Source organism: Hymenobacter psychrophilus (assembly GCF_900107135.1).
Lineage (GTDB): Bacteria > Bacteroidota > Bacteroidia > Cytophagales > Hymenobacteraceae > Hymenobacter > Hymenobacter psychrophilus.
Window position 1 is genome coordinate 84283 of record NZ_FNOV01000001.1, and the last position, 26762, is coordinate 111044.

Genomic DNA, 26762 nt, shown 5'->3' on the forward strand with positions numbered 1-26762 from the left:
GCTTTTTGGGCTGATGGACAATGGTATTCAGTTGGAACAGTGCACAAGTATCAGCCGACCAGATAAGGTACATGTGGTCGGCTATTCTCCAGAACGAAAGCTAACAGCTCTCAGCTCTTAGCTAACAGCTTAGAATTATGAAACAGAATTACCTGAAGACTATGTGGCTGGTGCTACTGCTGAGCCTGCTGGGCATGGCGGCCGCCCGGGCGCAGTCGGGCCCCTACGGCAACGAGTGGCTGGTACCGGGCCAGCAGTACTATAAGATAAAAGTGGCCCGCGACGGTATCTACCGTCTCAACTATGCCTACCTGCAACAGGCGGGCCTGACCAGCGCCGACCCGCGCCGGTTGCAGCTGTGGCGCCGGGGCCGCGAGGTGGCCATCCATGTGGGCGGCAACGCTACGGCGTTGGATGCCAGTTCGTTCGTGGAATTATTCGGCCAGCGCAACGACGGCCAGCTCGACCGGGGCATGTATAAGAACGCCGCCGATCAGGCCCACAAGCTCTACAGCTTGTTCACCGATACAGCGGCTTATTTCCTCACGGTTTCGCCCACCACGCTGGGCAAGCGCATGACCCAGCCCCAGCTAGCCGCCGCTGCGCCGCACGCGAATTGGCTGGGCTACCGGACCGAAGTGCTGGCCACCAGCTGGGCCAGCATCAGCGAGGAGTCATTCGTGTACCTGCCGTGGATGGAAGCGGGGGAGGGTTTCTTTTCGGACTTGTATGGCGTTCGGGCTAAGCCGGATGGTACCAGTGATGTGTACGATGGCAGCTTTACTGTCGACTCGCTGACGGCAATAGTCGGCGACCCCAGGCTGGAGATGCTAGTGGTCGGCTTCCGGAACACGATCCGCACCGTAACCATAGCGGTAACCTCGGGTACGAGCCCGCGTCAGTTGGGGTCGTTCACGCTGGCCGGATTCAACTCCACCCGGTTCCGCACGGCCTTGCGCGCTACTGATATAGGTGCCGATGGCAAATTGCAGCTCAAGCTGAGTACCCCGCCAACACCCGGTTTCGTGGGCGACAACTTTGTGCGGGTGGGCTACGTGCGCGTTACGTATCCGCAAACGCCCCGCTGGGCTACCGGCCAGACGGGCCTAACGGTGCTGTCCGATTCGACGCTGACCGGCGCGCTGGCTTACCAGCCCACCAACCTGCCCGCCACCGTGCTGGGCTACGACGTAACCGACCCCTACAGCGTGGTGCGCGTATCGCAGGCGGCTAATGCGGCCGGGCAACTCGTGTTTCCGGCGGCTACAGACGGGAGGGCCCGCGTGCTGCGCCTGCACGATGGCGCCCGCACCCTGGTGCCCCCGCTGCCGGCGCAGCAAGTCCGCTTTCGGGCGTTGCCCACCACGGCCAACTTTTTGGTGGTGAGTGCCCGCGGACTGATGCAGCCCACGGCCGATGGCACCACGGCCAACGCCGTGCGCAGCTATGCCGCCTACCGGGCTTCGGCCACCGGCGGCAAGTACGATACGCTCACCGTCAGCACCGAGCAGCTCTACGACCAGTTTCACTACGGCGAGAAATCGGCGCTGGCTATCCGGCAGTTTGCGCAGTGGATGCTGGACGTGGGCGGTCCGCGGCAGCGCTACCTGCTGCTGCTGGGCAAGGGCTACGAAACGGGCACGGCCATTAACGGCCGCCTGCACCGCCGGTTTACGCCGGCGCAGTACGGCGGCACGCCCGATTACGTGCCAACCAGCTCGCGGGGTGCTTCCGACATTTTCTTCACGGCCGACTGGCAGAAGGGCGACTACGTGAGCCGCATGGCCACCGGCCGCATTGCGGCCAACAACCCGGCCCAGATAATGATTTACCTGAGCAAGCTGCGCGAGCATGAGGCCCTGGGCCTGGAGCCCTGGCGGCGCAACGTGCTGCTGATGGCGGGCGGCCAGGAACCCGGCGAGCCGGAAGAGTTCAAGGGCTACTTGGAAGAATACGGCCGCATCATGAAGAAGCCCTTTTTCGGGGGCCGCGTCGTGCGCTTTATCGACCGGATAGGGCGGCTGGGCTACGAGCCGATAATTGTGGACATTGCGCCCCAGGTGAACGAGGGCGTGTCCATTATCAGCTACTTCGGCCACGGCAGCCTGCGCGACTTCAACCTGACGCCCACCAATATTCTGGCCCCGGCCAGCGGCTACGCCAACAAGGGCCGCTACCCGGTGATGTTCATGAGTGGCTGCGTGGCGGGCAATGCCTTTACGGGCCTGGGCTCCATGGGCGAAGACTGGATGCTGGTGGCCGACAAGGGCTGCATCGGCTTCATGGGCAACTCCTCGCTCGATGTGGCGGCTAACATCGACAAAGTAGACAAGCTGACGTACACGCTGCTGCTCAACGATCCGCAGTGGTATGGCAAGCCCGTGGTAGAAGCGCAGGCCGAAGCCTTCCGGCGGTTGCAGCCCGTGCTGGTGCCGGGGCAATTCGGCATTCCCTCGCTGATGAGTACCATCTGGCAGGGCGACCCAGCCCTGCGGCTGTTCTCGCCCGAGCGTCCCGATTTCCAAACCGCCGACAACCGCCTGCAGCTGGCGCCAACGGTGGTACCAGCCACACCTAATGCCGCGTTTGAACTGAAGCTGGGCGTGAGCAATCCGGGTAAAATTACCACTGGCGCACTGCCGATTCGCGTTACCCGCATGGTAGGCAGCAACACCAGCGTCACCAACTTCGTGGTACCCCAGGCCCGCCAGGATACCACCTACACGCTGGCCCTGACCAACCCGACCACCGGCAGCGTGGCTGGCCAGAATACGTTTCAGGTGGATATTGACCCCGACAACCTCATCCCCGAACTCGACGAAACCAACAACCGCGCAACGCTCAGCTACACCTTCCTGACGGGCGGTGTGACGCCACTCAGCCCACCCGAGTTTGCCATTGTGGGCTCGAATGATGTGCGGCTGGTGGCCCAGAGCAACGTGCCCACCACCAGTAGCCGCGAGTACGACCTGGAGCTTGACACTACGCAAACCTTTGCCAAACCGCTCCGGCAAGCGAAGCTGAGCGCGGTGATGGTACCCGAATGGACGCCCGCGTTGCCTGTTTTGCCCGGCCAGCCCGACAGCGTAGTATGGTACTGGCGCGTGCGCCTGCACACGCCGCAGGGCGACGAAAGCCCCGACTGGGCCGTTAGCTCGTTCCGCGTGATTAAGGGCCGTACGCAGGGCGGTTGGTCGCAGAGCCACCCCGGCCAGTTCCGCCGCGACGAGCGGAGCGGGGTGGAAGTAGCCGTGCCCGGTGGGCAGTGGAGCTTTGACGAGAACACCCGGCAGGCCACCGTTACGTCTACCCGCATTGGGCCGGCCCGGCAGTGGGAAACGCTTTACCACACCATCCGCACCGGCTCGGAAACGGGCTATACGCTGAAGCTGCTGGGCATCGACAGCCTGGGTACGACCACCGTGCTCAACCCCAACGTTACGAGCCGGACGCTGGCGCTGAGCAGCGTATCGGCCAAGTTGTACCGCTACCTGCAGCTGCAGGCCACGCTCACGACCGATAACCCCGGCCAGACTCCGCAGCTGGAGCAATGGCTGGTAACTTATCAGGGCGTGCCCGAAGGCGTAGTGCGGCCCAGCGCCACGCCCCTAACGGCCGCTCAACTAACCGATCAGGCGCAGAAAACCGGTTTGGTTACGGTGCCGGTGTCTTTCCAGAACGTGTCGGATTTCGACTTTAAAGCGCCACTGGTGGGCTACATTGTGCTGCGCTCGGGCACGGCCGGCGCCCCGCGCGAACGGTATTATCCGCTGCAGGGGCCGGCGCTGCTGGCCCACACCCAGCAGACGTACAGCGTCGCGCTCGATGCCCGCGGCCTCTACGGCACGCTCTCGGGCCAGGTAGTGCTTAACCCGCGCCGCCAGCCCGAGCAGAACTACTTCAACAACGAGCTAACATTGGCACCCTTCGAGGTGGTAAACAACGATACGCCGCCAGTGCTCGACGTGGCCTTCGACGGCCGCCACCTGCTCAACGGCGAAATCGTGTCGCCGCGGCCCAGCATCAGCGTGCAGCTGCGCGATTTGGATAAATTGCGGCCGGTTACCGGCCGTGGTAACTTCCTGCTCGTGCTCACTCCGCGCGGCAAACCCAGCCAGGCTATTGACCTGAACGGGGGCAGTATCACCTCCTTCAAGGTAGATTCGGCTCAGGGCCTGGCCCGTATGGTGTTCGAGCCAGGTAAGAGCCAGCCCCTCGCCGATAACGTTTACACGCTGGAAGTGCAGGGCAAGGACGGTAGCGGTAACCCGGCCGGTACTGAGCCCTACCGCATCACATTCGAGGTCGTGTCGGGCTCGTCCATTACCAACGTTTTCCCCTACCCGAACCCGGTAACCAGTAAAACCCGCTTCGTCTTCACGCTCACCGGCGAGGTGATGCCGCGCAACATGAAAATTCAGATTGTGAGTCTGACTGGCCGGGTTGTGAAGGAAATTATGATGGAGGAAATGGGCCCGTTGCGCATCGGTAACAACATTACGGAGCAGTACTGGGACGGCACCGACACCTACGGCGACCGGCTGGCCAATGGCACCTACCTCTACCGCGTGGTACTCGACGACCCCACCGGCGCGTTCAAGCAGCGCACCACCGCCGCCGACAAGGCCTTCAAGAAGGACTGGGGTAAGCTGGTGCTGTTACGGTAATTGAGCGGTGCCAGCAAGTGCAGAGGCCGGGCAGCAATACCACTAGGTATGCTGCCCGGCCTCTGCACTTGCTGGCCGCTCAGTTTATCTTCTCCGCAGCGTAATGAAGCTGAAAGCGTGCGCGTGTTGCTCATCGGGTTCGTGTCGCTCACGGCTTTCTTCGCGCCATTCGCCGGGGTGCAACTCGGGAAAGGTTACGTCGCCCTCGAAGGCGTGATGTACCTCGGTTAGGTACACCGTATCGGCGGCAGACAGGGCCTGCTGGTAAATCTCGCCGCCGCCGATAACGAAGATATCTTCATCAGTGGTGCGCGCCATTTCCAAGGCCTGAAGCACTGAGGCAGCCGTTTCGCAGCCCTCTGCCAGCCAGCCGGCCTGGCGCGTAACCACAATGTTGCGCCGCTTCGGTAGGGCACGGCCGATGCTTTCATAAGTGCGCCGGCCCATAACTATGGGGTGACCCAGCGTGAGCTGCTTGAAGTGCTTCAAATCCAGCGGCAAGTGCCAGAGCAGACGGTTTTCGCCCCCAATAATGCCGTTATCGGCCACGGCTACAACGAGTGCGGTCATACTTTGGAATTAAAAATTAAAAGTGAAAAAGTGAAAAATTGGACCAGCGGGTACACAGAACGTCATGCGGAGCGGAGTCGAAGCATCGCTACTGCAGTGCTAACCCTGTCGATTGAGTCAGCAATACAACGAAGCAGTAACGATGCTTCAACTCCGCTCCGCATGACGTTCTTCTACTAACCAAGCAGCTTCACGTCAAAACCACGCAGGAAATCCTGAACGGGCATGCGCTTTTTCCCTTCTAGCTGCACATCGAGCAAATCGAGCAGACCGTCGGCGGTTTGCAGGCGCAGGTAACTGCGGCCGTCGGTGTACCAACTGCCGGCGCCGCCCATGTCGGGGCCGCTGGCTTCTTCGTCGCTGAAGGGCTGCGCCTGGAACACTTTGAGCGTGCGGCCGTCGGGCAGCTGGGTGAAGGCCGTGGGGATGGGGGAGAGGCCGCGCACCAGGTTAGCCAGGGCCGGCGCCGACTGCCGCACGGGGTCGAAGCGGCCGGTTTCCTTCGTGAGCTTGGGGGCCGGCCGCAGCTCCGGTAGCGCGGGCTGCGGGATGCTGGGCGCCTCGCCGGCGGCAATGGCCTGCACCGAGCGCAGGGCCAGTTTCGCCCCGGCGCCCTTCAGCTTTTCGTAAAGGGAGCCAAAATCATCTTCCGGCGCAATGTCCACGGCATCCTGGTAAATAAGATTGCCAGTGTCGATTTCGTGGCGTAGAAAGAAGCTCGTGACGCCCGTTTGGGTGTCGCCGTGGATGAGGGCCCAGTTGATGGGGGCCGCGCCCCGGTACTGGGGCAGCAGCGAGGCATGCACATTGATGGAGCCGCGCGGTGGCATATTCCAGACGACCTCAGGCAGCATCCGGAAGGCTACCACCACCTGTAAATCGGCCCCGTAGCTTTTCAACTCCGCCTGAAACTCGGGGGCCTTGAGGTTGGTGGGCTGGAGCACCGGCAGGCCGTGGGACTCGGCTGCTGCCTTCACAGCCGAGCCCTGCAGCTGCCGGCCGCGGCCCGCGGGTTTGTCGGGTGCCGTAACCACGGCCACGACCTGGCAACCTTCCCAGCCTAGCAGGGCTTCAAGTGTGGGCACCGCAAATTCGGGGGTGCCCATGAAGATGATGTTCAGCATATTTTTCACGCAGTGTCTCGGGGTGGATGGCGCAGTGTCTCGGGGTGGTCGTCGAACGACACTGCGAGACACCGCGTCGTCCACCCCGAGACACTGCGTGAACTTTAGTTCTCCGGATACAGCAAATACTTCTGGCGCATCAGTTTATACGCGCCCAGCTTCGGCTCCCATGAGGCCCGGATTTCGGCTTCTGACTTATCGGCAATAATCTGCTGGCGGGTTTCAGCCGTGCCCATCAGTCGCTCGAAGCCAGCGGTAAAGAACTTGTCTTTGGCCGTGCTCTGGTTGTAATAGTCAATCAGATACGAAAGCGTGAAACCGACTTCGCCGATGCCTTCCAAATCCTGGCCGTAGCAGCGCTTGCCGTTTTGGGGCGGGGCCGTGGAGCCGGGGTTGGGCGTGGGCACGAAGCTGAACGGCCGGCTGGCGGGCTGGGTGGGGGCCCCAATCACCTCGAAGGGCCGGTCGGTGCCCCGGCCCACGCTCACGTCGGTGCCCTCGAACAAACACAGGCTGGGGTATAGGTCGACCGAGTGGGCGGTGGGCAGGTTGGGGGAGGGGCGCACTGGCAGCTCGTAGCGGGTGGCGTGGGTGTAGCCCGCTACCGGCACCACCGTGAGGCGGCACCGCTTGCCGCCGGCCAGCCACTTTTCGCCGTTAATCATCTGAGCCAGCTCGCCCACCGTCAGGCCGTGCACTATCGGAATGGGGTGCATGCCGACGAAGGTTTTGTACTTGGGCTCCAGCACCGGCCCGTCCACGTACCAGCCGTTGGGGTTGGGCCGGTCGAGGATGATGACCTCCTTGCCCTGCTCGGCGGCGGCCTCCATCACGTAGTGCATCGTGCTGATAAAGGTGTAGAAGCGCGCCCCCACGTCCTGGATGTCGAACACCAGCACATCGATGTCGCGCAGCATTTCGGGCGTGGGCTTTTTGGTGGCTCCGTACAAACTCAGCGCCGGCAGGCCACTGCGGGCATCTTTGCCATCCTTTATAGTAGCCCCGTCGGCAGCCTCGCCCCGGAAACCGTGCTCGGGCCCGAATATCACCTTCACGTTTACGCCTTTGCTCAGCAGTGTATCCACCAGAAACGCCTGGCCCACGCGGGCCGTCTGGTTCACAACCAGCCCCACACGCTTGCCTTTCAATAGCGGCAGATACTTGTTGAACTGCGCGGCGGCCACCTGTAACGGCGCGGCGGCGGGCTGCTCCAGCACCACCTGGGGCGGGGCCGCTACAGTTTGGACCGGGGCCATGGGGGCTGTGGTTGAAGCCGTCTGGGTTGGGCTGGTACAATCGGTGAGCAGTAGCGTGAGGCTAAGCAGACCCTGGGGTAGGAAGGAAGGCATGGCGGAGGAGTGGAAAACTACGCGGATTCGTCTAGCTTTACGCCGGTGAACGTTTCGCAGTACATATCTCATAAGATTGACGGGGCCGATGCGGGCTCGTTCACCTCGTCGGTGACAAAGATAGCCATCATCAGCATTGCCATGGGATTGGCCGTGATGGTGGTGTCGTTTGCCATTCTGGAAGGGTTTCGCAATGAAATCCAGAACAAAATCTTCTCCTTTGGCTCGCACCTGCAAATCAGCAAGTACGACACCAATAACTCGCTTGAAGCCGAGCCCATCGGCCAGCCGCAGCTGATGCGCGAGTTGCGTGCCGACCCGCAGGTGGCTACCATTCAGCCTTTTGCGCGCAAAACGGCCATCATTAAAACCAAGGATGAGGTGCTGGGCGTGGTGATTAAGGGCATCGATGAGAAAACCAGCCCCTCCTCGATGCGCCAGAATCTGGCCGCCGGCAAGTTCATCACCTTCTCCGATTCGGCCGCTAGCAACGACGTGCTCGTGTCGCGCAAGGTGGCCGACAAGCTGCGGCTTAAAGTCGGCGACAAGGCCCTGTTCTACTTCATTCAGAGCCCACCGCGGGTGCGCCAGTTCGTGGTCAGCGGCATCTACCAGACCGGCCTCGACGAATTCGATGAGGCCTTCGTTATCGGCGACATCCGGCAGATCCGCGACCTGAACGCCTGGCCCGACACGCTGGTGGGCGGGCTCGAAGTAACGCTCAATGACTTCAACCGCCTCGACCCGGTAGCCGACAACCTCTACGAAAACCTGCGCTACGACCTCAAGCTCGACAAGATTACCGAGCAGTACGTGCAGCTGTTTGAGTGGCTGAAGCTGCTCAACCGCAACGTGGTTATCTTCCTGGTGCTCATTATTTTCGTGGCGACTTTCAACATGGTAGCCACCATTTTTATCATGATTCTGGAGCGCACCAACATGATTGGGGTGCTCAAGGCCATTGGGGCCACCGACAACCAGATTCGGAGTATGTTCTTCTTCAGGGGCCTGAGCCTGACGGTGCGCGGGATTCTCTGGGGCAACCTGATTGGACTAGGCTTCTGCGCCATCCAGTACTACCTGCACGTCATCCCGCTCGACCCCGAAAACTACTACATGGACCGCGTGCCGATTCACTGGGACTGGACTATCATCCTGCTGCTCAACGCGGCCACGTTCTTCACCTCCCTGCTGGCCGTTCTGATTCCGACCTACCTGATTTCCCGCATCAAGCCAGTGGCCGCCATCAAATTCGACTGATCACGCATTAGCACGGATTTTTTCGGATTTCACGGATTTTGTAGCTGTTTCTAAAAAGCAAACGCCACCTCCGATAGAGGTGGCGTTTGCTTTTTAGAAACAGCATATGTTGGAGGGCCGCCGGCACGGGAGGCCCGACCACAAAATGCATAAATTCGAAAAAAACCTTGCTAATCCGTATTCAGGTGGCGGCTTTGTAGAATCAGGTTGGGGTTGGGGCACAGGGCGGCCCAGGTGGCGTGCTCGGCCACCAGGGCCACGCCGGGGAAGTCGCCCGTCCGGCCCTGCAAATCGGCTATTACCTGAAAATGCAGGTGTGGTGGCCAGTCGCCGTTTTCGGGTGCGGGGCCGACCTCGGCAAACGTGTCGCCCTGCGCTATTGCCAGGCCGGGGCGCAACAGGGCCGTTTCGCGGCGCGTGAGGTGGCCGTAGAGCGTGTAGAAAACGGTTCCCTCCAGCTCGTGTTCCAGGATGACGGTGGGGCCGTAGTTGCCGTGGCCTTCGTTGTCGGCGAGGCTGTGCACGGTGGCCGGCAACGGGGCCAATACCGGCGTGCCCGCCCGCAGCCACACATCAACGCCCAAGTGCAGCGAGCGAGCCGGGGCCGTGGGGTCGGCGTCGAACAGGCCGGGGCTGCGGCGGTAAATCACCCGGTCTTCGAGGTAGCCACCCACCCCAATCAGCGCGTTTTTATCGGCTAATAATCGAGCTACCAACTGGTCGAAGGTGGCCGTGTCGTGCAGGTTGGCGGCGGTTAGCAGCGGGTTGGCGGCCGTAAAATCGAGGCGCGCCACCTCGGGCGAGTTGAGGTCGACGGGCAGTACGGGCCCAAAATCGGCTTGGTGGCGGCGGAGTAAGTCGGAAAGCATGGGGGTGGGGGAGAGGAAAAGGAACTGGTAGGTAGAGTGAGCAGAACATCAACCAGCACGACCACGAACGGTCATGCTGCGCGCAGTGGAGCGCAACCGAAGCGTAACCGAAGCGTAACCGAAGCGTAACCGCTCTGTTTGCACGTCTGTGCCGCTTCTGCCGTCTGTGCATCCGGACTGCCTGCACCGTTCTGTTTGCCAAGTCTGACGTTGTATGTGGGAAACAAATATCGAATAACGAACTTTGTGTTCAAACCCACCCACCCCGTAAGATCTACCTGCCTTTATGAGTAGCCCCTACCTGACGCTGACTGTTGTTGAGCTGACCCAGGAAACCCCCGACGCCGTTACCATCCATTTCGAACGGCCCGACCGCCAGCCCGTGGCCTGCCAGCCGGGCCAGTTCCTAACCCTGATTCTGCCTTGCGGGCCGGGCGGCAAGAAAGAGCGCCGGGCCTACTCGCTCAGCAGTACGCCGGGCGAGGCCCCGCGCCTAGCCGTTACGGTGAAGCGCGTATCGGGCGGCCTGGTGAGTAACTACCTGCTCGATACCGTGCAGGTAGGCCAGCAGCTGGAGGTAATGGCTCCGCTGGGCAATTTTGTGCTGGCGCCCCAGCCCCAGGCGGCGCGCTCTATTGTGCTGGTGGGCGCCGGCTCGGGCATTACCCCGCTCATGAGCATGCTCAAGGCCATTCTCAGCGACGAGCCCAAAAGCCATGTGCTACTCATTTACGGTAACCGCAACGAGGATTCGGTGATTTTTGCCGATCAGTTGCGGCAGCTGGAGCAGCAGTACGCCGGCCGTTTCCAGATCGAGCACGTCTTCAGCCAGCCCCTGCGCCCCTCCACCGAGCACAAGCACACCGGCCGTCTCAACCGCACCACCCTGCTCCGGATTCTGGAGCAGCGCCACCAGTTTCCGGCTGCCCAAGCCGAATACTTCCTCTGCGGCCCCGACGGGCTAATGCTGGAAGCTCAGTCGGCCCTGGAATTGCTGGGCGTACCGGCGGCCCGCGTGCGCCGCGAGAGTTTTGTGGCTGCCGCCGATTCGGCCGAGGCCGTTGCCCAATCGGGCGGGCACGGCGACGTATCGGCTGCTGCTGCTGATGAGCAGAGCAACTCCCGCAACGTCACCATTCACTACGAGGGCGCCGAGTACCAGTTCGAGGTGAGCCCCGACCAAACCATTCTCGAAGCGGCCCTTGATCAGGACATCGACCTGCCCTACAGCTGCCAGGCCGGCCTGTGCACCGCCTGCCGCGGCAAGTGCCTCTCAGGCAAAGTCCACCTCGACGAGCGCGAGGGTCTTTCGGATTCTGAAATGAACCAGGGCTACGTGCTTACCTGCGTTGGCCACCCGCTCACGAGCGACGTGGTGATTGAGATTGGGTAGGGATATTTGAGAATTCAGGAACTTAGAACGTCATGCTGAGCGCAGCCGAAGCATCTCTACTGCAACAGTAACTGAACGTCAGAACTACTGTTGCACTAGAGATGCTTTGGCTGCGCTCAGCATGACGTTCTATTTTGCCTCTAGTACTTACTCCCTGCCTTCCAGCTTCTAGCTTCCAAGAAAATGACCCCTTCCGCCACCCTCGCCACCGACACCCAGCGGCCCCCGCGCCAGTACCTGCCCGAGGCCTTTACCGTAACCGATTGGGCCGCCATTGAGCCTTATTTTATCGAGCTGCGCGACCGGCAAGTAACCTCAGCGGCCGAGTTGGAGCGCTGGCTGCTGAACCGCTCGGAGCTGGAAGCGGCCCTGAGCGAAGACCTGGCCTGGCGCTACATCCGCATGACCTGCGACACCCAGGACGGCGTCCGCACCGAGGCCTTCCAGTTCTTCGTGAACGAAGTGGAGCCCCACGTGGCACCCTACGACCACGCGCTCAACGAAAAAATGCTGGCTTCGGAATTTCTGTCCGGGCTTGATGAAAACCGCTACCGAGTTTTCATCCGCTCGGTGCGGCAGGCCCTGGCCATCTACCGGCCCGAGAACGTGCCGCTCAAAACCGAAATCAGCACCCAACAGCAGCAGTACGCCGCGCTGGCCGGGGCCATGACCGTAACGCTCGACGGGGAGGAACTGACGCTGCCCCGTGCCGCCGACCGCCTCAAAAGCCCCGACCGGCAGGTGCGCGAAACCGCCTGGCGGGCCGTGCAGGAACGCCGCTTGCAGGATGCCAAAGCCCTCGACGAGCTCTACACCCGCCTCATCGGTCTGCGACACCAAGTGGCCCTGAACGCCGGATTCGCCAACTTCCGCGACTACATGTTCGCCGCCTTGGGCCGCTTCGACTATACGCCCCAGGATACGCTGGACTTCCACCGCGCCATCCGCGAAACCGTGGTGCCGCTCACCGACAACCTCGACCTGGAGCGCCGCCAGGACCTGGCGCTGGCTGAGCTGCGCCCCTGGGACCTCGACGTGGATGTATCGGGCCAGGCGCCGTTGCGGCCGTTTGAAACGGGGGAAGAGCTGCTGGCCAAAACTACCACTGTCTTCGACCGCCTCGACCCGTTTTTGGGCCAGTGCCTGCGCACCATGGGCCAGATGGGCAACCTCGACCTGGAAAGCCGCAAGGGCAAGGCCCCCGGCGGCTACAACTACCCGCTCGACGAAACGGGGGTGCCTTTCATCTTCATGAATGCCACCAGTTCGCTGCGCGACGTGGTGACGATGCTGCACGAAGGTGGCCACGCGGTGCACAGTTTCCTCACGCGCCGCCTCCCGTTGAGCGCCGACAAACACCCACCCTCCGAAGTAGCCGAATTGGCTTCCATGAGCATGGAGCTGCTCAGTATCGACCATTGGGACGTGTTCTTCGGCGACCCCGAGGAACTGCGGCGGGCCAAGCGCACTCACCTCGAAAGCGTGCTCGAAACCTTCCCCTGGGTGGCCACCATCGACAAGTTTCAGCACTGGGTGTACGAGCATCCCACGCACACCGAGGAGCAGCGCCACGCCCGTTGGGTCGAGCTGTTCGACGAGTTCAACCAGCGCACCGTGAGCTGGAAGGGCTTGGAGCACATCAAGCCCTTCCTGTGGCAGAAGCAGCTGCACCTGTATGAGGTGCCGTTCTATTACATCGAGTACGCTATGGCCCAACTCGGTGCTATTGCCGTGTGGCGCAACTACCGCCAGAATCCGCAACAGGCGCTGGCCGGCTACCAGCGTGCCCTGGCCCTGGGCTACACGGCCCCCATCGGCGAAATCTACGCGGCGGCCGGCATCCGTTTCGACTTCAGCACCGAGTACCTGCGCACGCTGGCCGACTTCGTGCAGGACGAAATGGCGAAAATATAGGGAACCTGCGTGTAAAGTATAGCCATGCAGTTGCAAATAATACGCTTGAAATTCAGGTTGTTGACGGCTGAAAAGGGTGTTGTGGCCGGAAAAAGAAGCTGTTCGCTTGCACCGCACCAATAAGACGCCTACTTTTGCACTCCCTTCTGAAAAGGCTCTGGCCCTGCGAAGTGGAATGATTCTGTAGCTCAGCTGGTAGAGCAATACACTTTTAATGTATGGGTCCTGGGTTCGAATCCCAGCGGGATCACCAAAACCCCTCACTACGCTGCGTAGTGAGGGGTTTTTTGTTGGTGGGGCAGAAGCCGGCCGGCCGCGTATCTTGCAGGCATGAAAATTCTGTTGGTTGAAGACGAGCCCAAGGTTGCCGCATTTCTGCATCAGGGTCTGAGCGAACAGCAACACCAGGTAGATTTAGCCGCCGATGGCCTCTTGGGCCTACGCCTGGCCCAGCAGGGTGGCTACGACCTGCTGATTCTTGATACGCTGCTGCCGGGCTTAAGTGGGCTGGATGTGTGCCGGCAGGTGCGGGCCCAGAATACCGGCGTGCCCATTCTGATGCTTACCGCTTTAGGCGAAACGGACGACAAAATCCGGGGCCTCGACGCCGGGGCCGACGATTATCTGGTGAAGCCCTTCGCGTTTCAGGAGCTGCTGGCCCGCATCCGGGCGCTCACGCGCCGCCGCCACGACGCGCCCCCGGCCGGCGGTGCGCTGCAGCTGGCCGACCTCACGCTCGACCCGAGTAGCAAAATGGTGCACCGCGCCGGCCAGCCCATCCAGCTTACGGCCCGCGAGTTTGCCTTGCTCGAATACCTGCTACGCAACCAGAACCGGGTGGTGTCGCGGGTCGATATTCTGGAGCAGGTCTGGGATACAAGCTTCGACACCGGCTCCAACGTCATCGATGTGTACATTAACTTTTTGCGCAAAAAGCTCGACAAGGACTTCACTCCCAAACTCATCCACACGCTGGTAGGCATGGGCTACGTGATGAAGGAGGAATAAATTTCTAGTGGTTGGTGGTTAATTAAGAAAACGTCATGCTTCGACTGCGCGGACGCCAGATGAAGCACGACGTCCGTATTTTCCACTAACCACTAACCACTAACCACTAACCACTAACCACTAACCACTAACCACTAACCAATGACGATTCGGGCGCGACTTACAGTGCAGTTTGCGGCCATTCTGGTGGTTACGCTGCTGCTGTTTGCGGCCGTAATTTACTTTTTCACCTACCAGTCGAGGCACGAGGCATTTACCGAAAGCCTGTTCTCGCGGGCGCGGGTGGTAGCGCACGTGTACCTCGATGGTACCCGCCGCGGCGACGAGAGTAGCCGGGCTTCGTACCGGCGCTATCTGCGGCAGTTTTACCGCACGCTGCCGGCCGAGGAAGTACATGTGTTCGATGCCCGCGACCGGGTTGTATTCCGCGAGGGGCGCGAAGGACGAGCGGTGTCGGAGGCACTGCTGCAGCAGGTGCGCCAGACCGGCCGGGAGGTGCGTTTCGAGGGCCGTTTCCGCCAAACCGTGGGCCTGCTCTACCAGGAACCCGGCCGGGGCGACTTTGTGGTAGTAGCCTCGTCGGTGGATGATGACAGCCGCGAGAAGCTGGATAACCTGCTGGCAGTAATGACCTTCGGCCTGTTGGGCTCGTTTGTGGTAGTAGGCATCGGGGGGCTGATTTTTGCTGGTCAGGCGCTCAAACCCATGAAGCGCATCATCCGGGAGGTTGACAGCATCACGGCCTCCGACCTGCACCAGCGCCTGAGCCAGGGCGAAGGCCGCGACGAAGTGTCGCTGCTGGCCCAGCGCTTCAACAGCCTGCTCGACCGCCTCGAAACGGCTTTTGTAGGCCAGCGCACCTTTGTGCGCGACGCCTCGCACGAGTTGCGCACGCCGCTGACCGCCATTATTGGGCAGCTCGAAGTGGCCCTGCTCCAGCAGGAGCGCACCCCCGAGGAATACCAGCGGGTGCTGCGCGCCACCCTCGACGCGGCCCGGCTGCTCAAGGACCTCACCAACGGTCTGCTGCAGATTGCGCGCGCTTCCGACGACCCCAGCCAGGTGCCGCGCACTCGCCTGCGCCTCGACGAGCTGCTGCTGATGGCCCATGAGGAGCTGCATCGGCGCCACCCTACCCGCCGCATCGACCTCGATTTCCGCGAAGCGCCCGGGGCTGCCAGCTCTGTGACGTTTGCCGTACTCGGCAACGAGGCGCTGGTGCTGGTTGCCTTCCTCAATATTCTGGAAAATGCGTGCAAGTTCACAACTGCCAACCAGCAGGTGCCCATTGTAGCCACCCTCGCCGCTGTCCGCGGCCGGGTACAACTTCGCGTCGTCGATCAGGGGCCGGGCATGAGTGAGGCCGACCGGCAGCAGGTGTTCGTTCCCTTTTTCCGGGCTGAGGCTGTGCGGACTGTGCCCGGACATGGTATCGGGCTGCCGCTCACGGCCAAAATAATGGAGCTGCACGCGGGGCGCGTGGAGGTGGCCAGCACCTTGGGCCAGGGCACCCGCGTCCTGCTCGATTTCCCCGCCGCCGGCTAGGTTATGGCCGTGGGACAGTAGGCTACAGTGCGCGACTATATTTTGCGCGTTAATCCGCGGCCCATATGGGGCAGGGTTGTTTGAATCCTGAAAAATCGACGGACAGCCGAATCGTATAAAGTGGCAAATATCAGTAGGTACATGATTTTAAGCAACTGTTAATAAGGGGTTTATGTGACTTTAATCGGGTTTTAACTTGCTTTTAATCAGAGTTTAACGAGCCGGCTATAACGTTGTGTGATATAGCCGGCTACTCTTTGTTGGGTGGCGGGCACTACCCGTTTTTACATTGCCTCCCGCCATTATGATAAAAAATGCTCCGGACCCGAGAAAGACAGCCTCTTCGGTGGCTTCGGGCCGTTTTCCCTCATCATTTAGCTCTCTGAGCCAGGATTTACCCGCCGGGCTGGTGGTGTTTCTGGTGGCCCTGCCACTGTGCCTAGGTATTTCGCTGGCCTCGGGCGCACCATTGTTGTCGGGCGTTATTGCTGGCATTGTGGGCGGCGTGGTGGTGGCTTGGCTAAGTGGCTCGGCGCTGAGTGTGAGTGGGCCGGCGGCTGGCCTGACGGCCATTATCGTAGCCGCTATTGGCACGCTGGGCTCGTTCGAGGCTGTACTGGCCGCCACCGTTATTGCGGGCGTCATCCAGATTGGCCTGGGCGTGGCCCGGGCGGGTATTATTGGCCTGTACTTTCCCACTTCCGTTATTCGCGGGATGCTGGCCGCTATCGGCCTGATCCTGATTCTGAAGCAGATTCCGCACTTTTTAGGTATCGATACCGACTACTTTGAAGATCTGAGCTTCTTGCAATTTGATGGTCGCAATACGTTCAGTGAAATCAGTAATGCGCTCGAAAACTTCCAGCTCGGCCCGGCTCTGGTTGGGTTGGTCTGTCTGGCCATCCTGATCGGGTGGGACAATGTGCTCAGCAAGCGTAGCAAAGTGGCTCAGCTAATTCCAGGCGCTCTGGTTGTTGTCGTGGTAGCCATTCTGCTCAACCTGGTTTTCGATTCGCTGATACCAACGCTCAGCATCCGGCCCGAAAACATGGTGAGCCTACCGCGCATCACCTCATTGCAGGATGCTGCTCAACTCATTACCGTTCCCGACTGGGCTGCCTTTAGCCGGCCCGCTACCTATACCGTCGCTTTTACTATTGCCATTGTGGCCTCGCTCGAAACGCTGCTCAGTGTGGAAGCTGTTGATAAGCTCGACCCATACAAGCGCACCACGCCCACTAACCGCGAAATGATGGCCCAGGGCGCCGGTAACATGATTAGCGGGTTGCTCGGTGGGTTACCCATGACGGCGGTTATTGTGCGTAGCTCGGCCAACATCAACTCCGGGGGACAAACCCGTATGTCTGCTTTCTTCCACGGACTGCTGCTGCTCGTGAGCCTGCTGTTTTTAGGGCGGGTGCTTAACCAGATTCCGCTCTCGGCCTTGGCCGCCATCCTGCTCGTTATCGGCTACAAGCTCACTAGGCCGGCCCTCTACCGCACCCAGTGGAAACTGGGCTGGCAGCAGTTTCTGCCCTTCATCATTACCATCGTGGCCATCCTGTTCACCGATTTGCTCAAGGGGGTAGTTTTGGGGTTGGTAGTGGGCATCTTCTACATCCTGAAAGCCAACTACGATTCGGCGTACTACCTGAGTAAGCCTACCGAGAAGGGCACCGACGACGGGCCGATTATTCTGCGTCTCTCCTCGCAGGTGTCGTTCCTCAATAAAGCCAGCATCATCAAGGTGCTGGAGGAACTGCCGATGAATTCCAGGGTTGTAATCGATGGTTCCGACTCGGTATTTATAGACTACGACGTGCTCGAAGCCATTGAGAACTTCCGGCAGGCAGCCCCCGAGCGCGGCATCAACCTGGAATTGCGCGACGTACCCCAGGTAGAAGTAATGGGACATTAACAGATATGGGGCTTCACCTCATCACCTTCTCAATCATCTGATTTCCTCCCCTATATATGAATGGCATAGAATCGATTCTGGACAATAACCGCAAGTGGGTGAAAGAGCAGCGCGCTGCCGACCCGAATTTTTTTAACCGCCTGGCCGATGGTCAGCAGCCTAAGTACCTGTTCATCGGCTGCTCCGATTCGCGGGTGCCGGCCTCCGCCATTACCGGCACCGGTCCGGGCGAAATGTTCGTGCACCGCAACATTGCCAACATGGTAGTGCACACCGATTTCAACATGCTTTCGGTGTTGCAGTACGCCGTGGAAGTACTGGGCGTGCAGGATATTATCGTGTGCGGCCATTACGGCTGCGGGGGCGTGGCCGCCGCCGCCAGCAACAAGCAGTACGGCCTCATCGACGGCTGGCTAACCAATATCCGCGACGTAATCAGGGTGCACGAAACCGAGTTTCTGCGCATCAGCGACGACGACTCACGCTTACGGCGTCTTGTAGAGCTGAACGTAATTGAGCAGGTGCGCAACTTGGCCAAAACCAGCATCATCCAGAACGCGCGCAAGGGCGCTACTCCGCCTCGTCTGCATGGCTTGGTTTACGATATCAAGGAAGGGCTGCTGACCAACCTGGATGTTGAAGACAACATGATTTCTGAGTTCGACCACATCTATGGCACCAGCGCCCAGAAGTACGCGGCCAAGGTGCTGGAAGCAGAAACGGATAAGGCTGAACTGACCACTAACAAGCCCAAACTAACGGATGAGAAGCCACACGCCGCCTCGCCGATGAGCCAGAAAGCTGGTAAAAACGTAGCCGCAAGCAACGGTTCGCAAACCAAGGGATAGTTCCTGCGGCCGGCACAACAAGCCGCATAGGTCTGGTCCGGACTATCCGGCTAGCTGGCTGCTTACCATCCGGGCACGTTCTGAGGGGAAGGTGCCTTCGATGGCTAAAACCGCCGCATCCGTTGGGTGCGGCGGTTTTTTTGTGTCTGGCCGCAGGCAGCCCCGAATGTTTTCACAACGCAAGGCCAAGAGAAACCCGTAAGGTTATTATCAGCAGGTACCAGAACAATAAACTACAGAAGCAATGAACGCCATTTATTTCAACGAATACGGCCCGGCCGATGTGCTCCGTTACGGCGAGCAGCCTACGCCTACGCCCACGCCCACCCAGCTACTGGTGCGGGTGCGCGCCAGCAGCGTCAACCCCATCGACTGGAAGGTGCGCCGGGGCGATATCAAGCTGTTGACTGGTTTCGACTTTCCCATGATTCCGGGGCGCGACGTAGCCGGTGAAGTGGCGGCCGTGGGCAGCCAGGTGGTGCGCTTTGCGGTGGGCGACCGGGTGTATGGTATGGCCGACGGGGGTACCGGCGGCGCCAATGCCGAGTACGCGCTGCTGGCCGGGCCGGCCGCCGCTTTCATTCCCGAAAAGTTAAGCTTCGAGGAAGCGGGCTGCGTGCCGCTGGCCGCCCTCACGGCCTTGCAGGCGCTGCGCGACCAGGGCCGGCTGCTTTCCGGCGACCGGGTGCTAATCAATGGCGCTTCGGGCGGCGTAGGGGCTTTTGCCGTGCAACTGGCCAAGGCGCTGGGCGCGGGCGAGGTAACCGGAACCGCCAGCGCCGACAACCTGGAGCTGGTGCGTAGCCTGGGTGCCGACCACGCCTTGGATTACAAGGAACACGACTTCACAAAGGACCTGAGCCGCTACGACCTCATTTTTGACGCGGCTGGCAAATCGAGCTTCGTGGCCAGCCAGGCGGCTCTGCGCCGAAACGGCCGCTATGTAAGCACCGATCCGCAGCCCATCACGGTGGTAGCCGGCAAGCTGGCGGCGCTACTGACCACCAAATCATCCCACGTGCTGCTGGCCGACCCTAGCGGCCCCGACCTTGCCCTGATTTCGGCCTGGCTGCAGGCCGGTACGCTGCGCGTGATTATCGATAAAACATTTCCACTGAGCGAAACGGCCGCCGCCCATCGCTACAACGAAGAGGGCAACTCGAGCGGAAAAGTAGTGCTGACGGTAAGTGAAGGAATTGTTGGGAGCTAAACTAACTGGGCACTAGCGTCAGCGCGTTAGTCACTTATTCGCCTCCGCTGCCTTCTTCGCCCCCAGAAAAGGCAATGAGGATGGCCCCGCCGGCCATAAGCACGGCTCCGGCCACAAGCTGCCAGGTTACTTTCTCCTTGAGGAAAAAAACGGCCAGCAGGATGGAGAAGACAAGCGAAATTTTATCGAATGATGCGGTACGCGAGGCCATGCCCAGCTTGAGGGCCTGAAACGAGAACAGCGACGAAAGGCAGGTGATAACGCCGGCCGCAATCAAAAACAGCCAGGTGCGCCGGTCGATGGTCTGTACCTGACCCAGGTGTCCCTGCCAGGCCACCACGCCCCAGGCTACGCCCACAATCAGCACCGACTGCACGGCAAAAGCCAGGCTCGACTCAATATTCTTGACGCCAATCTTGGAGAGCGTGACGACGATGGCCGCTGACACGGCAGCCAGCAGAGAAAAAACTATCCACATAAACGCGAGAATAAAAGATGTGACGGGTGTACGGGCACGCCGTTGCTTTGGGCTGACCAAGAGACTGTAAAAGAGGAGAAGGATAATTATTTGAGGCTTAATATGCTGTTAGACAGTGCTTCATAAGATGTTCATGTAACTAAAGCGCTTGGAAAGGAGTCTATCCTTTAACTATTGCCCTGCTACCGTCCTGTTTCTTTCCAAATCCTTTATCCCCTTTTTCCATGCCTGCGACCACTTCCGCCAACCGACTTCAAAACCAGATTGCCCTGATTACGGGCGGCAGCTCCGGCATTGGGGCAGGTGTAGCCAAGGCCATGGCGGCCGAGGGCGCGTCGGTTATCGTCAACTTTGCTCACAGCACCGACGAAGCGGCGGCCGTGGTGAAGGAAATTGCCGATGCCGGTGGCCAGGCCGTATCGTTTCAGGCCGATGTGAGCAAGGAAGACGACGTGTTGCGCATGTTCAATTTCGTGCGCGAGAAATTCGGTACCCTACACATTCTGGTCAACAATTCGGGTATTCAGATCGATGCCAAATTCGTGGACATGACCCTGGAGCAGTGGCAGCGGGTGATTGACGTAAATCTGACGGGCCAGTTTCTGTGCGCCCGCGAGGCGGCCCGCGAGTTTCTGCGCCGCGGTCCGCAGCAGGAAATTTCCAGCGCCCTGGGCAAGATTATCTGCATGAGTTCGGTACACGAAGTCATTCCGTGGGCCGGCCACGTGAACTACGCCACCAGCAAAGGCGGCATTATGCTGCTCATGAAGAGCATGGCCCAGGAGCTGGCGCCGCACAAAATCCGCATCAACAGCATCGCGCCCGGCGCCATTGCCACGCCCATCAACCTCTCGGCCCGCGACACGCCCGAGGAGGAGAAATCCCTGCTCACGCTTATTCCCTACGGCCGCATCGGCCAGCCCCTCGATATCGGCAAAGTAGCCGTCTGGCTGGCCTCCGACGAGTCAGATTACGTAACCGGCACCAGCATTTTCGCCGACGGCGGCATGACGCTGTATCCGGGTTTTGCCGATAATGGCTGAGTGATTTGGCGCTAATTGATTGCGAAACGGTGTAGGGGCGGGGCGTGTCCCCGCCCGCCGTTCGCACCGGTCCAACGATGCTGTGCAACGCGGACCGTTCAACGGTGGGCAGGGAAAAGCCCCGCCCCTACGACCGTTTTCATAAACCCCAACGCATGAACCAGGAGCAGCAACGGCAGCAGGAACTGCGCGACGGCAAGGCCGACTGGCACCGCTTTGGCCCCTACGTGTCGGACCGGCAGTGGGGTACCGTGCGCGAAGATTACTCGGCCGACGCACAGCCCTGGACCTACACCACCCACGACATGGCCCGCTCCTACGCCTACCGCTGGGGCGAAGACGCCATCGGCGGTATCTGCGACGACAAGCAGATGCTGTGCCTGGCGCCGGCTTTCTGGAACGGGCAGGATGCTATTCTGAAGGAGCGGCTGTTTGGGCTGGCGGGCCCCGAGGGCAACCACGGCGAGGATGTAAAGGAGTTGTACTACTACCTCGACAACACGCCCACGCACTCCTACATGCGGATGCTTTACAAGTATCCGCAGCACGCTTTTCCGTACGACTGGCTGGTGACCGAAAACGCCCGCCGCGGCCGCGACAAGCCCGAGTTCGAACTGATTGACACGCTCATTTTCAAGGAGAATCGCTACTTCGATATCTTTCTGGAATACGCCAAAGCCGGCCCCGACGACCTGCTGCTGCAGATTACGGTGCACAACCGCGGCGACCAGCCGGCCCCGCTGCATGTACTGCCCCAGTTGTGGCTGCGCAACACCTGGGCCTGGGGGCCCGACCATTATAAGCCTGAGCTGCGGGCTCCCGAAACGGGCTCGGTAGCCATTGACCATGCCAGCCTGCCAGCCCTGGAGCTGTATTACGAGCAGGCCGAGGGCCAGCTGGCCGAGCTGTTATTCTGCGACAACGAAACCAACGCCCGGCGGCTCTTCGATTCGGAAAACCCCAACAAGTATTGCAAGGACGGCATCAACGACTACCTGCTGCACGGCCGGAAGCAGGCCGTGAATCCGGCCCGGCGGGGCAGTAAGGCGGCCGTGCATTACCAGCTGCAGGTGCCCGCTGGCGGCAGCTGCACCGTGCGGCTGCGCCTGGCCGCCAGCGGCCTCGCTACGCCCTTCGCCGACTTTGCCCAAATACTCGAGCAGCGCCAGCAGGAGGCCGACGCCTACTACCACGACCTGCAGCAGGGTGTTGATAATGCCGATGCCCGCAATGTGCAGCGCCAGGCGCTGGCCGGCATGCTCTGGAGCAAGCAGTTTTACTACTACGATGTAGCCGAATGGCTGCGCGGCGACCCGGCACTGCCCGCGCCGCCCGCCAGCCGCCTGCACGGCCGCAACTGCAACTGGAAACACCTCAACAACGCCGACATCATCTCGATGCCCGACAAGTGGGAGTATCCGTGGTACGCGGCCTGGGACCTGGCTTTTCATTGCCTGCCGCTGGCTATGGTAGATGCCGACTTCGCCAAAAACCAGCTCCGGCTGCTGTGCCGCGACTGGTACATGGCCCCCAACGGCCAGCTGCCGGCCTACGAGTGGAAGCTCGACGACGTGAACCCGCCCGTGCACGCCTACGCCACCTGGCGGGTGTACAAAATCGACCAGAAGCAGCGCGGCGGCCAGGGCGACACAGCCTTCCTGGAAAGCGTGTTCCACCGGCTGCTGCTCAATTTTACGTGGTGGGTGAACCGCAAAGACCGCAACAACCGCAACGTGTTCGAGGGCGGCTTTCTGGGCCTCGACAACATTGGGGTGTTCGACCGCTCGGCCCCGCTGCCCACCGGTGGCTACATCGAGCAGGCCGACGGCACGGCCTGGATGGCCATGTTCGCGCTCAATATGATGCGCATTGCCCTCGAGTTGTCGCGCACCAACCCGGTGTATCAGGACCTGGCCAGCAAGTTCTTCGAGCACTTCCTCTACATCGCCTACGCCATGACCAATGTGGGCGAGCAGCCGATTGATATGTGGGACGACGAGGACGGCTTCTACTACGACGTGCTCAACACGCCCGAGCATGGCCGCTTTCCGCTGCGGGTGCGCTCGATGGTGGGGCTGATTCCGCTGTTTGCCGTGGAAGTGCTCGACCTCGGCACGCTGCAGGATGTGCCCCACTTTGTGAGCCGGCTGAACTGGTTTCTCGACAACCGCCCCGAGCTGGCCAAGCTCGTGAGCCGCTGGCAGGAGCCGGGCCAGGGCCAGCGCCACCTGCTGAGTTTGCTGCGCGGCCACCGCATGAAACTGCTGCTGCGCCGCATGCTCGACGAGGCCGAATTCCTGTCCGAGCACGGCATCCGCAGCCTCTCGCGCTACCACCGGCTGCACCCGTTCGTGTTCGAGCGCGAGGATGATGTGAGCGCGCAGGTCAGCTACGAGCCGGCCGAGTCGACGACCTCGCTGTTCGGGGGCAACAGCAACTGGCGCGGCCCCGTCTGGATGCCCACCAACTTCATGATTGTGGAGTCGTTACAACGGTTTTACCACTACTACGGCCCCGAGTTCAAGGTAGAATACCCCACTGGCTCGGGCAAGTACTGCACGATTATCGAAATTTCGCAGGCCCTGTCCGACCGGCTGATTCAGCTGTTTCTGCGCGATGAGAATGGCCAGCGCGCCTGCTTCGGCCCCAACCAGCAACTGCAGACCGACCCGCACTTCCGCGACCACCTGCTTTTCCACGAATACTTCAACGGCGACAACGGCGCGGGCCTCGGCGCCACCCACCAAACCGGCTGGACCGGTCTCGTGGCCAAGCTCATCCAGCCGCGCGACAATTGTTAAGATGACAGAAGGAAGTTTTCCCCCTAATCCCTAATCTGTAACTAAATGGACTGGCTCGACCTGACAACCTCCATCACCGACGGCATGGCCTACTGGCCCGACAATGCGCCGGTGCGCATCCGGCGCACCCTGAGCATGGCCGATGGGGCGGCGGCCAACGTGTCGGAAATCAGCATGAGCGTGCATACGGGCACCCACGTCGATGCGCCCCTGCACTTTCTGGCCGACGGTATGGATGCCGCCCAACTCAATCTGAGCCACCTGATGGGCCCGGCGCTGCTGGTGGCCGTGGATTCTGAGAGGTTTATCAGCCAGGCTGATATTGCGCATCTGCAGCTGGCACCGGGTAGTCGGGTGCTGTTCAAAACCCGCAACTCCGACCGTGAATGGTCGCTAGAGCCCTTCGACCCCAATTTTGTGCGCGTGGGGGCCGATGCCGCCGCCTGGCTGCGTGCGCAGGGCGTTGTGTGCGTGGGCGTCGATTACCTCTCGGTGGGCGCCGCCGATACCCACCACAATTTGCTGGGCGCGGGCATCAGCGTAATCGAGGGCCTGGCCCTGCAGCACGCCGCGCCCGGCGAGTACGAGCTGCTGTGCCTGCCGCTGAAAATAGCGGGCACCGACGGCGCCCCGGCCCGGGTGCTGGCCCGGCGCATCGACAGCCGTTGACCCATTATTCCTTGCTCCGCTCGGAATGACAATCTTGCTTCATTACCCCAATTACCACCCAGCTATCCGCTCATACCCTCATCCTTAAAATCATGAAAAAGACGCAAATCGGAGTTATCGGCCTTGGTAAAATGGGCGCGGGGCTGGCCCAGCAGGCCGCTGAGAAGGGCTACCCCGTCGTGGGCATGGACATCCGGGCCCGGCCCGACCTCGAAACTGATAACCTGCGCGTGGTAATCACCGTGGCCGAGCTGGCGAAGCAATTGGAGCGCCCGCGTAAAGTATTCCTCTATATCCCGGCCGGCGCGGCCGTTGATGGCCTGATTGACCAACTGGAACCTCATTTCGAGGAGGGCGACATTATCGTGGATGGCGGCAACTCCTACTGGGGCGACTCCATCCGCCGGGCCGACCGACTCAAGCGCAAGGGCATTTACTTCATCGACTGCGGCACTAGCGGCGGCCCCACTGGCGCCCGCAACGGCGCCTGCTACATGGTGGGCGGCGACGATAAAGCCGTAGCCCAGCTCCAGGAGTTCTTCGTGGAAACCTCGGTGCCCGAGGGCTTCCTGCACACCGGCCCGGCCGGCACGGGCCACTACGTGAAGCTGGTGCACAACGGCATCGAGTTTGGGATGCTGCAGGCCATCGGCGAGGGCATGGGCATGCTCACCCACTTTCGCGACAAGCTCGATATCAGCGCCATTCTGGGCCTGTGGAACAACGGCTCGGTGGTGCGCTCATGGCTGGTGCAGCTCATGAAGCAGATGTACGACCAGGAGGGCCAGAGCTTCGACGTGCCCAGCTATATTGAGGACACCGGCGAAGTAAACTGGCTGGTGGCCGATGCCCTGCGCATGGAAGTGCCCATTCCCGTTATCTCCCAATCCATCATGCAGCTCTTCACCTCCCGCGACCAGGACCCGACCTGGGCCAAGGCCATTGCCATGATGCGCCACGGCTTCGGGGGCCACCCCTACGGCGAAGACGAAGGCCTCAAGCACGAGCGCCGCTTCGGCCGCGTGGGCGAGTACGAAATGCCGAAGTTTGCGGAAGGTGATGGGGAGAAGGGGTAAAAGCAACGTCATTCAGAGCGCAGCGAAGAATCTCGCGTGCAATGCTAACCCTAACGCAAGGAGTTGCCATTGCACGCGAGATTCTTCGCTGCGCTCTGAATGACGTTCTTTTTCCCATCACCATCTCCCCAGTCAAACCCAACTATCCTTCCGATTCTGCTGTTCTCTCTCCGTGACTGACTCAACCACTACTCCGCTGCCCACCCGTCCCGATTTACTGCGCATCGCCTACGATGACTACCGGGCCCTGCCTGCTATTGCCAACTCCGACCTCTCGCGCCTGCGCGACGCGCTTAACGGCCGTCCGCCGCGGCCCCACACCAGCGTCGGCGGCGCCCTGGGCCTGGGCACGGCCTTCCACACGGCCCTACTCGAACCCGACCTTTACGAGGCTGGCCAGCCCGGCATCAACGACACGCTCATCTGGTGGATGGTGGAGGGCGTGCAGCTCGACCCCGAAGTGAAGGCGCTGCTCGATGTGGGCACGCCCGAGCCGAGCTGCATTTTCACCGAACCCGTGACCGGCACGCTCTGCAAGCTGCGCGCCGATCTGGTCGTCGACCACCCCGGCCACCCCTATACCGTCGTGGATTTCAAGACCACCATGGCCCGCGACTACAACCACTTCGTGGAGCAGTGCACCTACTACGACTACGACCGGCAGGCCGCGTTTTATGCCGATGCGCTGCAGGCCGACCGGTTTCTGCTGATTGGGGTGCAGAAAACGGAGCCCTTCAAGGTTTTCGTGTATGCCGTACCGCCGCTCATGCGCTCGGAAGGCCGGGCCAAGTACCTGCGCCTGCTGCACCTGCTGCACCCCGAGGCCCCCGTGCCGCTGTCGGTGCTGCCAGCCGTGCGCGATGTGCGCCACGCCCTGAGCGGTGGCGCCGACGAGGAACCCGCGTAGAAGCCGCTGCTGCGACTAAAATTAAAATAAATGGATAAAAAGTTGCGTATTTACCAGTAGCTTGTTATACTTGTGAGCACTTCAATAAACGGTAAAATTCCGATGCGTCATTT

19 protein-coding genes and 1 tRNA gene are annotated in these 26762 nt (G+C 60.9%); 15 read left to right on the forward strand and 5 right to left on the reverse strand.

The window, feature by feature from the left end; translation table 11 throughout:
* Positions 1-137 precede the first annotated feature (137 nt).
* Positions 138-4667: a putative type IX secretion system sortase PorU2 gene (gene porU2 / locus BLW21_RS00310; RefSeq protein ID WP_092736715.1), complete on the forward strand. Its 4530-nt coding sequence runs from the start codon at positions 138-140 to the stop codon at positions 4665-4667.
* A gap of 84 nt (positions 4668-4751) precedes the next feature.
* Here the strand turns inward: porU2 and BLW21_RS00315 are convergent, their stop codons facing one another.
* From BLW21_RS00315 to BLW21_RS00325, 3 genes are all read right to left on the reverse strand, one after another.
* A complete protein-coding gene (locus tag BLW21_RS00315) occupies positions 4752-5237 on the reverse strand; it encodes a dihydrofolate reductase (RefSeq protein ID WP_092736717.1) in 486 nt (161 codons plus the stop codon).
* A gap of 176 nt (positions 5238-5413) precedes the next feature.
* Positions 5414-6361, reverse strand: a complete 948-nt coding sequence (gene fmt / locus BLW21_RS00320) for a methionyl-tRNA formyltransferase (RefSeq protein ID WP_092736719.1) — start codon at positions 6359-6361, stop codon at positions 5414-5416.
* A gap of 104 nt (positions 6362-6465) precedes the next feature.
* Positions 6466-7710: an exo-beta-N-acetylmuramidase NamZ family protein gene (locus BLW21_RS00325; protein WP_092736721.1), complete on the reverse strand. Its 1245-nt coding sequence runs from the start codon at positions 7708-7710 to the stop codon at positions 6466-6468.
* 45 nt (positions 7711-7755) lie between these two features.
* Here BLW21_RS00325 and BLW21_RS00330 point away from each other — a divergent pair, with 45 nt between their 5' ends.
* Positions 7756-8970: an ABC transporter permease gene (locus tag BLW21_RS00330; RefSeq protein ID WP_092736723.1), complete on the forward strand. Its 1215-nt coding sequence runs from the start codon at positions 7756-7758 to the stop codon at positions 8968-8970.
* 170 nt (positions 8971-9140) lie between these two features.
* On the opposite strand, the gene BLW21_RS00335 is transcribed toward BLW21_RS00330, so the two are convergent.
* On the reverse strand, positions 9141-9839 hold the full coding sequence (locus tag BLW21_RS00335) for a peptidoglycan DD-metalloendopeptidase family protein (protein WP_092736725.1): 699 nt from the start codon (positions 9837-9839) through the stop codon (positions 9141-9143).
* Between the two features lie 286 nt (positions 9840-10125).
* Here BLW21_RS00335 and BLW21_RS00340 point away from each other — a divergent pair, with 286 nt between their 5' ends.
* The 8 genes from BLW21_RS00340 to BLW21_RS00375 all read left to right on the forward strand — a co-directional run bounded on the left by BLW21_RS00340 (position 10126) and on the right by BLW21_RS00375 (position 19675).
* Positions 10126-11232, forward strand: coding sequence for a ferredoxin--NADP reductase (locus BLW21_RS00340; RefSeq protein ID WP_092736727.1), 1107 nt, complete (start codon positions 10126-10128; stop codon positions 11230-11232).
* 183 nt (positions 11233-11415) lie between these two features.
* Positions 11416-13146 carry a M3 family oligoendopeptidase gene (locus BLW21_RS00345; protein WP_092736729.1) on the forward strand — a complete coding sequence of 577 codons (1731 nt, stop codon included), beginning with the start codon at positions 11416-11418 and terminating at the stop codon, positions 13144-13146.
* A gap of 177 nt (positions 13147-13323) precedes the next feature.
* A tRNA-Lys gene (locus BLW21_RS00350) sits at positions 13324-13399 on the forward strand.
* Between the two features lie 77 nt (positions 13400-13476).
* Positions 13477-14154: a response regulator transcription factor gene (locus tag BLW21_RS00355; protein WP_092736731.1), complete on the forward strand. Its 678-nt coding sequence runs from the start codon at positions 13477-13479 to the stop codon at positions 14152-14154.
* A 141-nt stretch (positions 14155-14295) separates the two neighbouring features.
* Positions 14296-15699: a HAMP domain-containing sensor histidine kinase gene (locus BLW21_RS00360; RefSeq protein ID WP_092736732.1), complete on the forward strand. Its 1404-nt coding sequence runs from the start codon at positions 14296-14298 to the stop codon at positions 15697-15699.
* 304 nt (positions 15700-16003) lie between these two features.
* Entirely contained in the window at positions 16004-17617 is a 1614-nt protein-coding gene (locus BLW21_RS00365; protein ID WP_092736734.1) for a SulP family inorganic anion transporter, read from the forward strand.
* 56 nt (positions 17618-17673) lie between these two features.
* Entirely contained in the window at positions 17674-18465 is a 792-nt protein-coding gene (locus tag BLW21_RS00370; RefSeq protein ID WP_245711762.1) for a carbonic anhydrase, read from the forward strand.
* 244 nt (positions 18466-18709) lie between these two features.
* Positions 18710-19675 carry an NAD(P)-dependent alcohol dehydrogenase gene (locus BLW21_RS00375; protein WP_092736736.1) on the forward strand — a complete coding sequence of 322 codons (966 nt, stop codon included), beginning with the start codon at positions 18710-18712 and terminating at the stop codon, positions 19673-19675.
* Between the two features lie 34 nt (positions 19676-19709).
* Here BLW21_RS00375 and BLW21_RS00380 read toward each other — a convergent pair whose 3' ends face one another.
* Positions 19710-20153: an EamA family transporter gene (locus BLW21_RS00380; protein WP_092736738.1), complete on the reverse strand. Its 444-nt coding sequence runs from the start codon at positions 20151-20153 to the stop codon at positions 19710-19712.
* Positions 20154-20377: 224 nt separating this feature from the next.
* Here BLW21_RS00380 and BLW21_RS00385 point away from each other — a divergent pair, with 224 nt between their 5' ends.
* From BLW21_RS00385 to BLW21_RS00405, 5 genes are all read left to right on the forward strand, one after another.
* Positions 20378-21196, forward strand: a complete 819-nt coding sequence (locus BLW21_RS00385) for an SDR family oxidoreductase (protein ID WP_092736740.1) — start codon at positions 20378-20380, stop codon at positions 21194-21196.
* A gap of 155 nt (positions 21197-21351) precedes the next feature.
* A complete protein-coding gene (locus BLW21_RS00390; protein ID WP_092736742.1) occupies positions 21352-23997 on the forward strand; it encodes an MGH1-like glycoside hydrolase domain-containing protein in 2646 nt (881 codons plus the stop codon).
* Between the two features lie 45 nt (positions 23998-24042).
* Positions 24043-24666 carry a cyclase family protein gene (locus BLW21_RS00395; RefSeq protein WP_092736744.1) on the forward strand — a complete coding sequence of 208 codons (624 nt, stop codon included), beginning with the start codon at positions 24043-24045 and terminating at the stop codon, positions 24664-24666.
* 92 nt (positions 24667-24758) lie between these two features.
* Complete coding sequence (locus BLW21_RS00400; protein WP_092736746.1) at positions 24759-25742, forward strand: NADP-dependent phosphogluconate dehydrogenase; 984 nt, start codon at positions 24759-24761, stop codon at positions 25740-25742.
* Positions 25743-25914: 172 nt separating this feature from the next.
* Positions 25915-26649, forward strand: coding sequence for a PD-(D/E)XK nuclease-like domain-containing protein (locus BLW21_RS00405; RefSeq protein WP_092736748.1), 735 nt, complete (start codon positions 25915-25917; stop codon positions 26647-26649).
* Positions 26650-26762 lie beyond the last annotated feature (113 nt).

What these genes read in the sequence shown, in the direction of transcription:
- BLW21_RS00315 (WP_092736717.1), bottom strand. Translation starts at nt 5,237, where the DNA reads ATGACCGCACTCGTTGTAGCCGTGGCCGATAACGGCATTATTGGGGGC.
- BLW21_RS00360 (WP_092736732.1), top strand. Translation starts at nt 14,296, where the DNA reads ATGACGATTCGGGCGCGACTTACAGTGCAGTTTGCGGCCATTCTGGTG.
- BLW21_RS00385 (WP_092736740.1), top strand. Translation starts at nt 20,378, where the DNA reads ATGCCTGCGACCACTTCCGCCAACCGACTTCAAAACCAGATTGCCCTG.
- BLW21_RS00380 (WP_092736738.1), bottom strand. Translation starts at nt 20,153, where the DNA reads ATGTGGATAGTTTTTTCTCTGCTGGCTGCCGTGTCAGCGGCCATCGTC.
- BLW21_RS00370 (WP_245711762.1), top strand. Translation starts at nt 17,674, where the DNA reads ATGAATGGCATAGAATCGATTCTGGACAATAACCGCAAGTGGGTGAAA.
- BLW21_RS00335 (WP_092736725.1), bottom strand. Translation starts at nt 9,839, where the DNA reads ATGCTTTCCGACTTACTCCGCCGCCACCAAGCCGATTTTGGGCCCGTA.
- BLW21_RS00355 (WP_092736731.1), top strand. Translation starts at nt 13,477, where the DNA reads ATGAAAATTCTGTTGGTTGAAGACGAGCCCAAGGTTGCCGCATTTCTG.
- BLW21_RS00400 (WP_092736746.1), top strand. Translation starts at nt 24,759, where the DNA reads ATGAAAAAGACGCAAATCGGAGTTATCGGCCTTGGTAAAATGGGCGCG.
- BLW21_RS00325 (WP_092736721.1), bottom strand. Translation starts at nt 7,710, where the DNA reads ATGCCTTCCTTCCTACCCCAGGGTCTGCTTAGCCTCACGCTACTGCTC.
- BLW21_RS00345 (WP_092736729.1), top strand. Translation starts at nt 11,416, where the DNA reads ATGACCCCTTCCGCCACCCTCGCCACCGACACCCAGCGGCCCCCGCGC.
- BLW21_RS00395 (WP_092736744.1), top strand. Translation starts at nt 24,043, where the DNA reads ATGGACTGGCTCGACCTGACAACCTCCATCACCGACGGCATGGCCTAC.
- porU2 (WP_092736715.1), top strand. Translation starts at nt 138, where the DNA reads ATGAAACAGAATTACCTGAAGACTATGTGGCTGGTGCTACTGCTGAGC.
- BLW21_RS00340 (WP_092736727.1), top strand. Translation starts at nt 10,126, where the DNA reads ATGAGTAGCCCCTACCTGACGCTGACTGTTGTTGAGCTGACCCAGGAA.
- fmt (WP_092736719.1), bottom strand. Translation starts at nt 6,361, where the DNA reads ATGCTGAACATCATCTTCATGGGCACCCCCGAATTTGCGGTGCCCACA.
- BLW21_RS00365 (WP_092736734.1), top strand. Translation starts at nt 16,004, where the DNA reads ATGATAAAAAATGCTCCGGACCCGAGAAAGACAGCCTCTTCGGTGGCT.
- BLW21_RS00390 (WP_092736742.1), top strand. Translation starts at nt 21,352, where the DNA reads ATGAACCAGGAGCAGCAACGGCAGCAGGAACTGCGCGACGGCAAGGCC.
- BLW21_RS00375 (WP_092736736.1), top strand. Translation starts at nt 18,710, where the DNA reads ATGAACGCCATTTATTTCAACGAATACGGCCCGGCCGATGTGCTCCGT.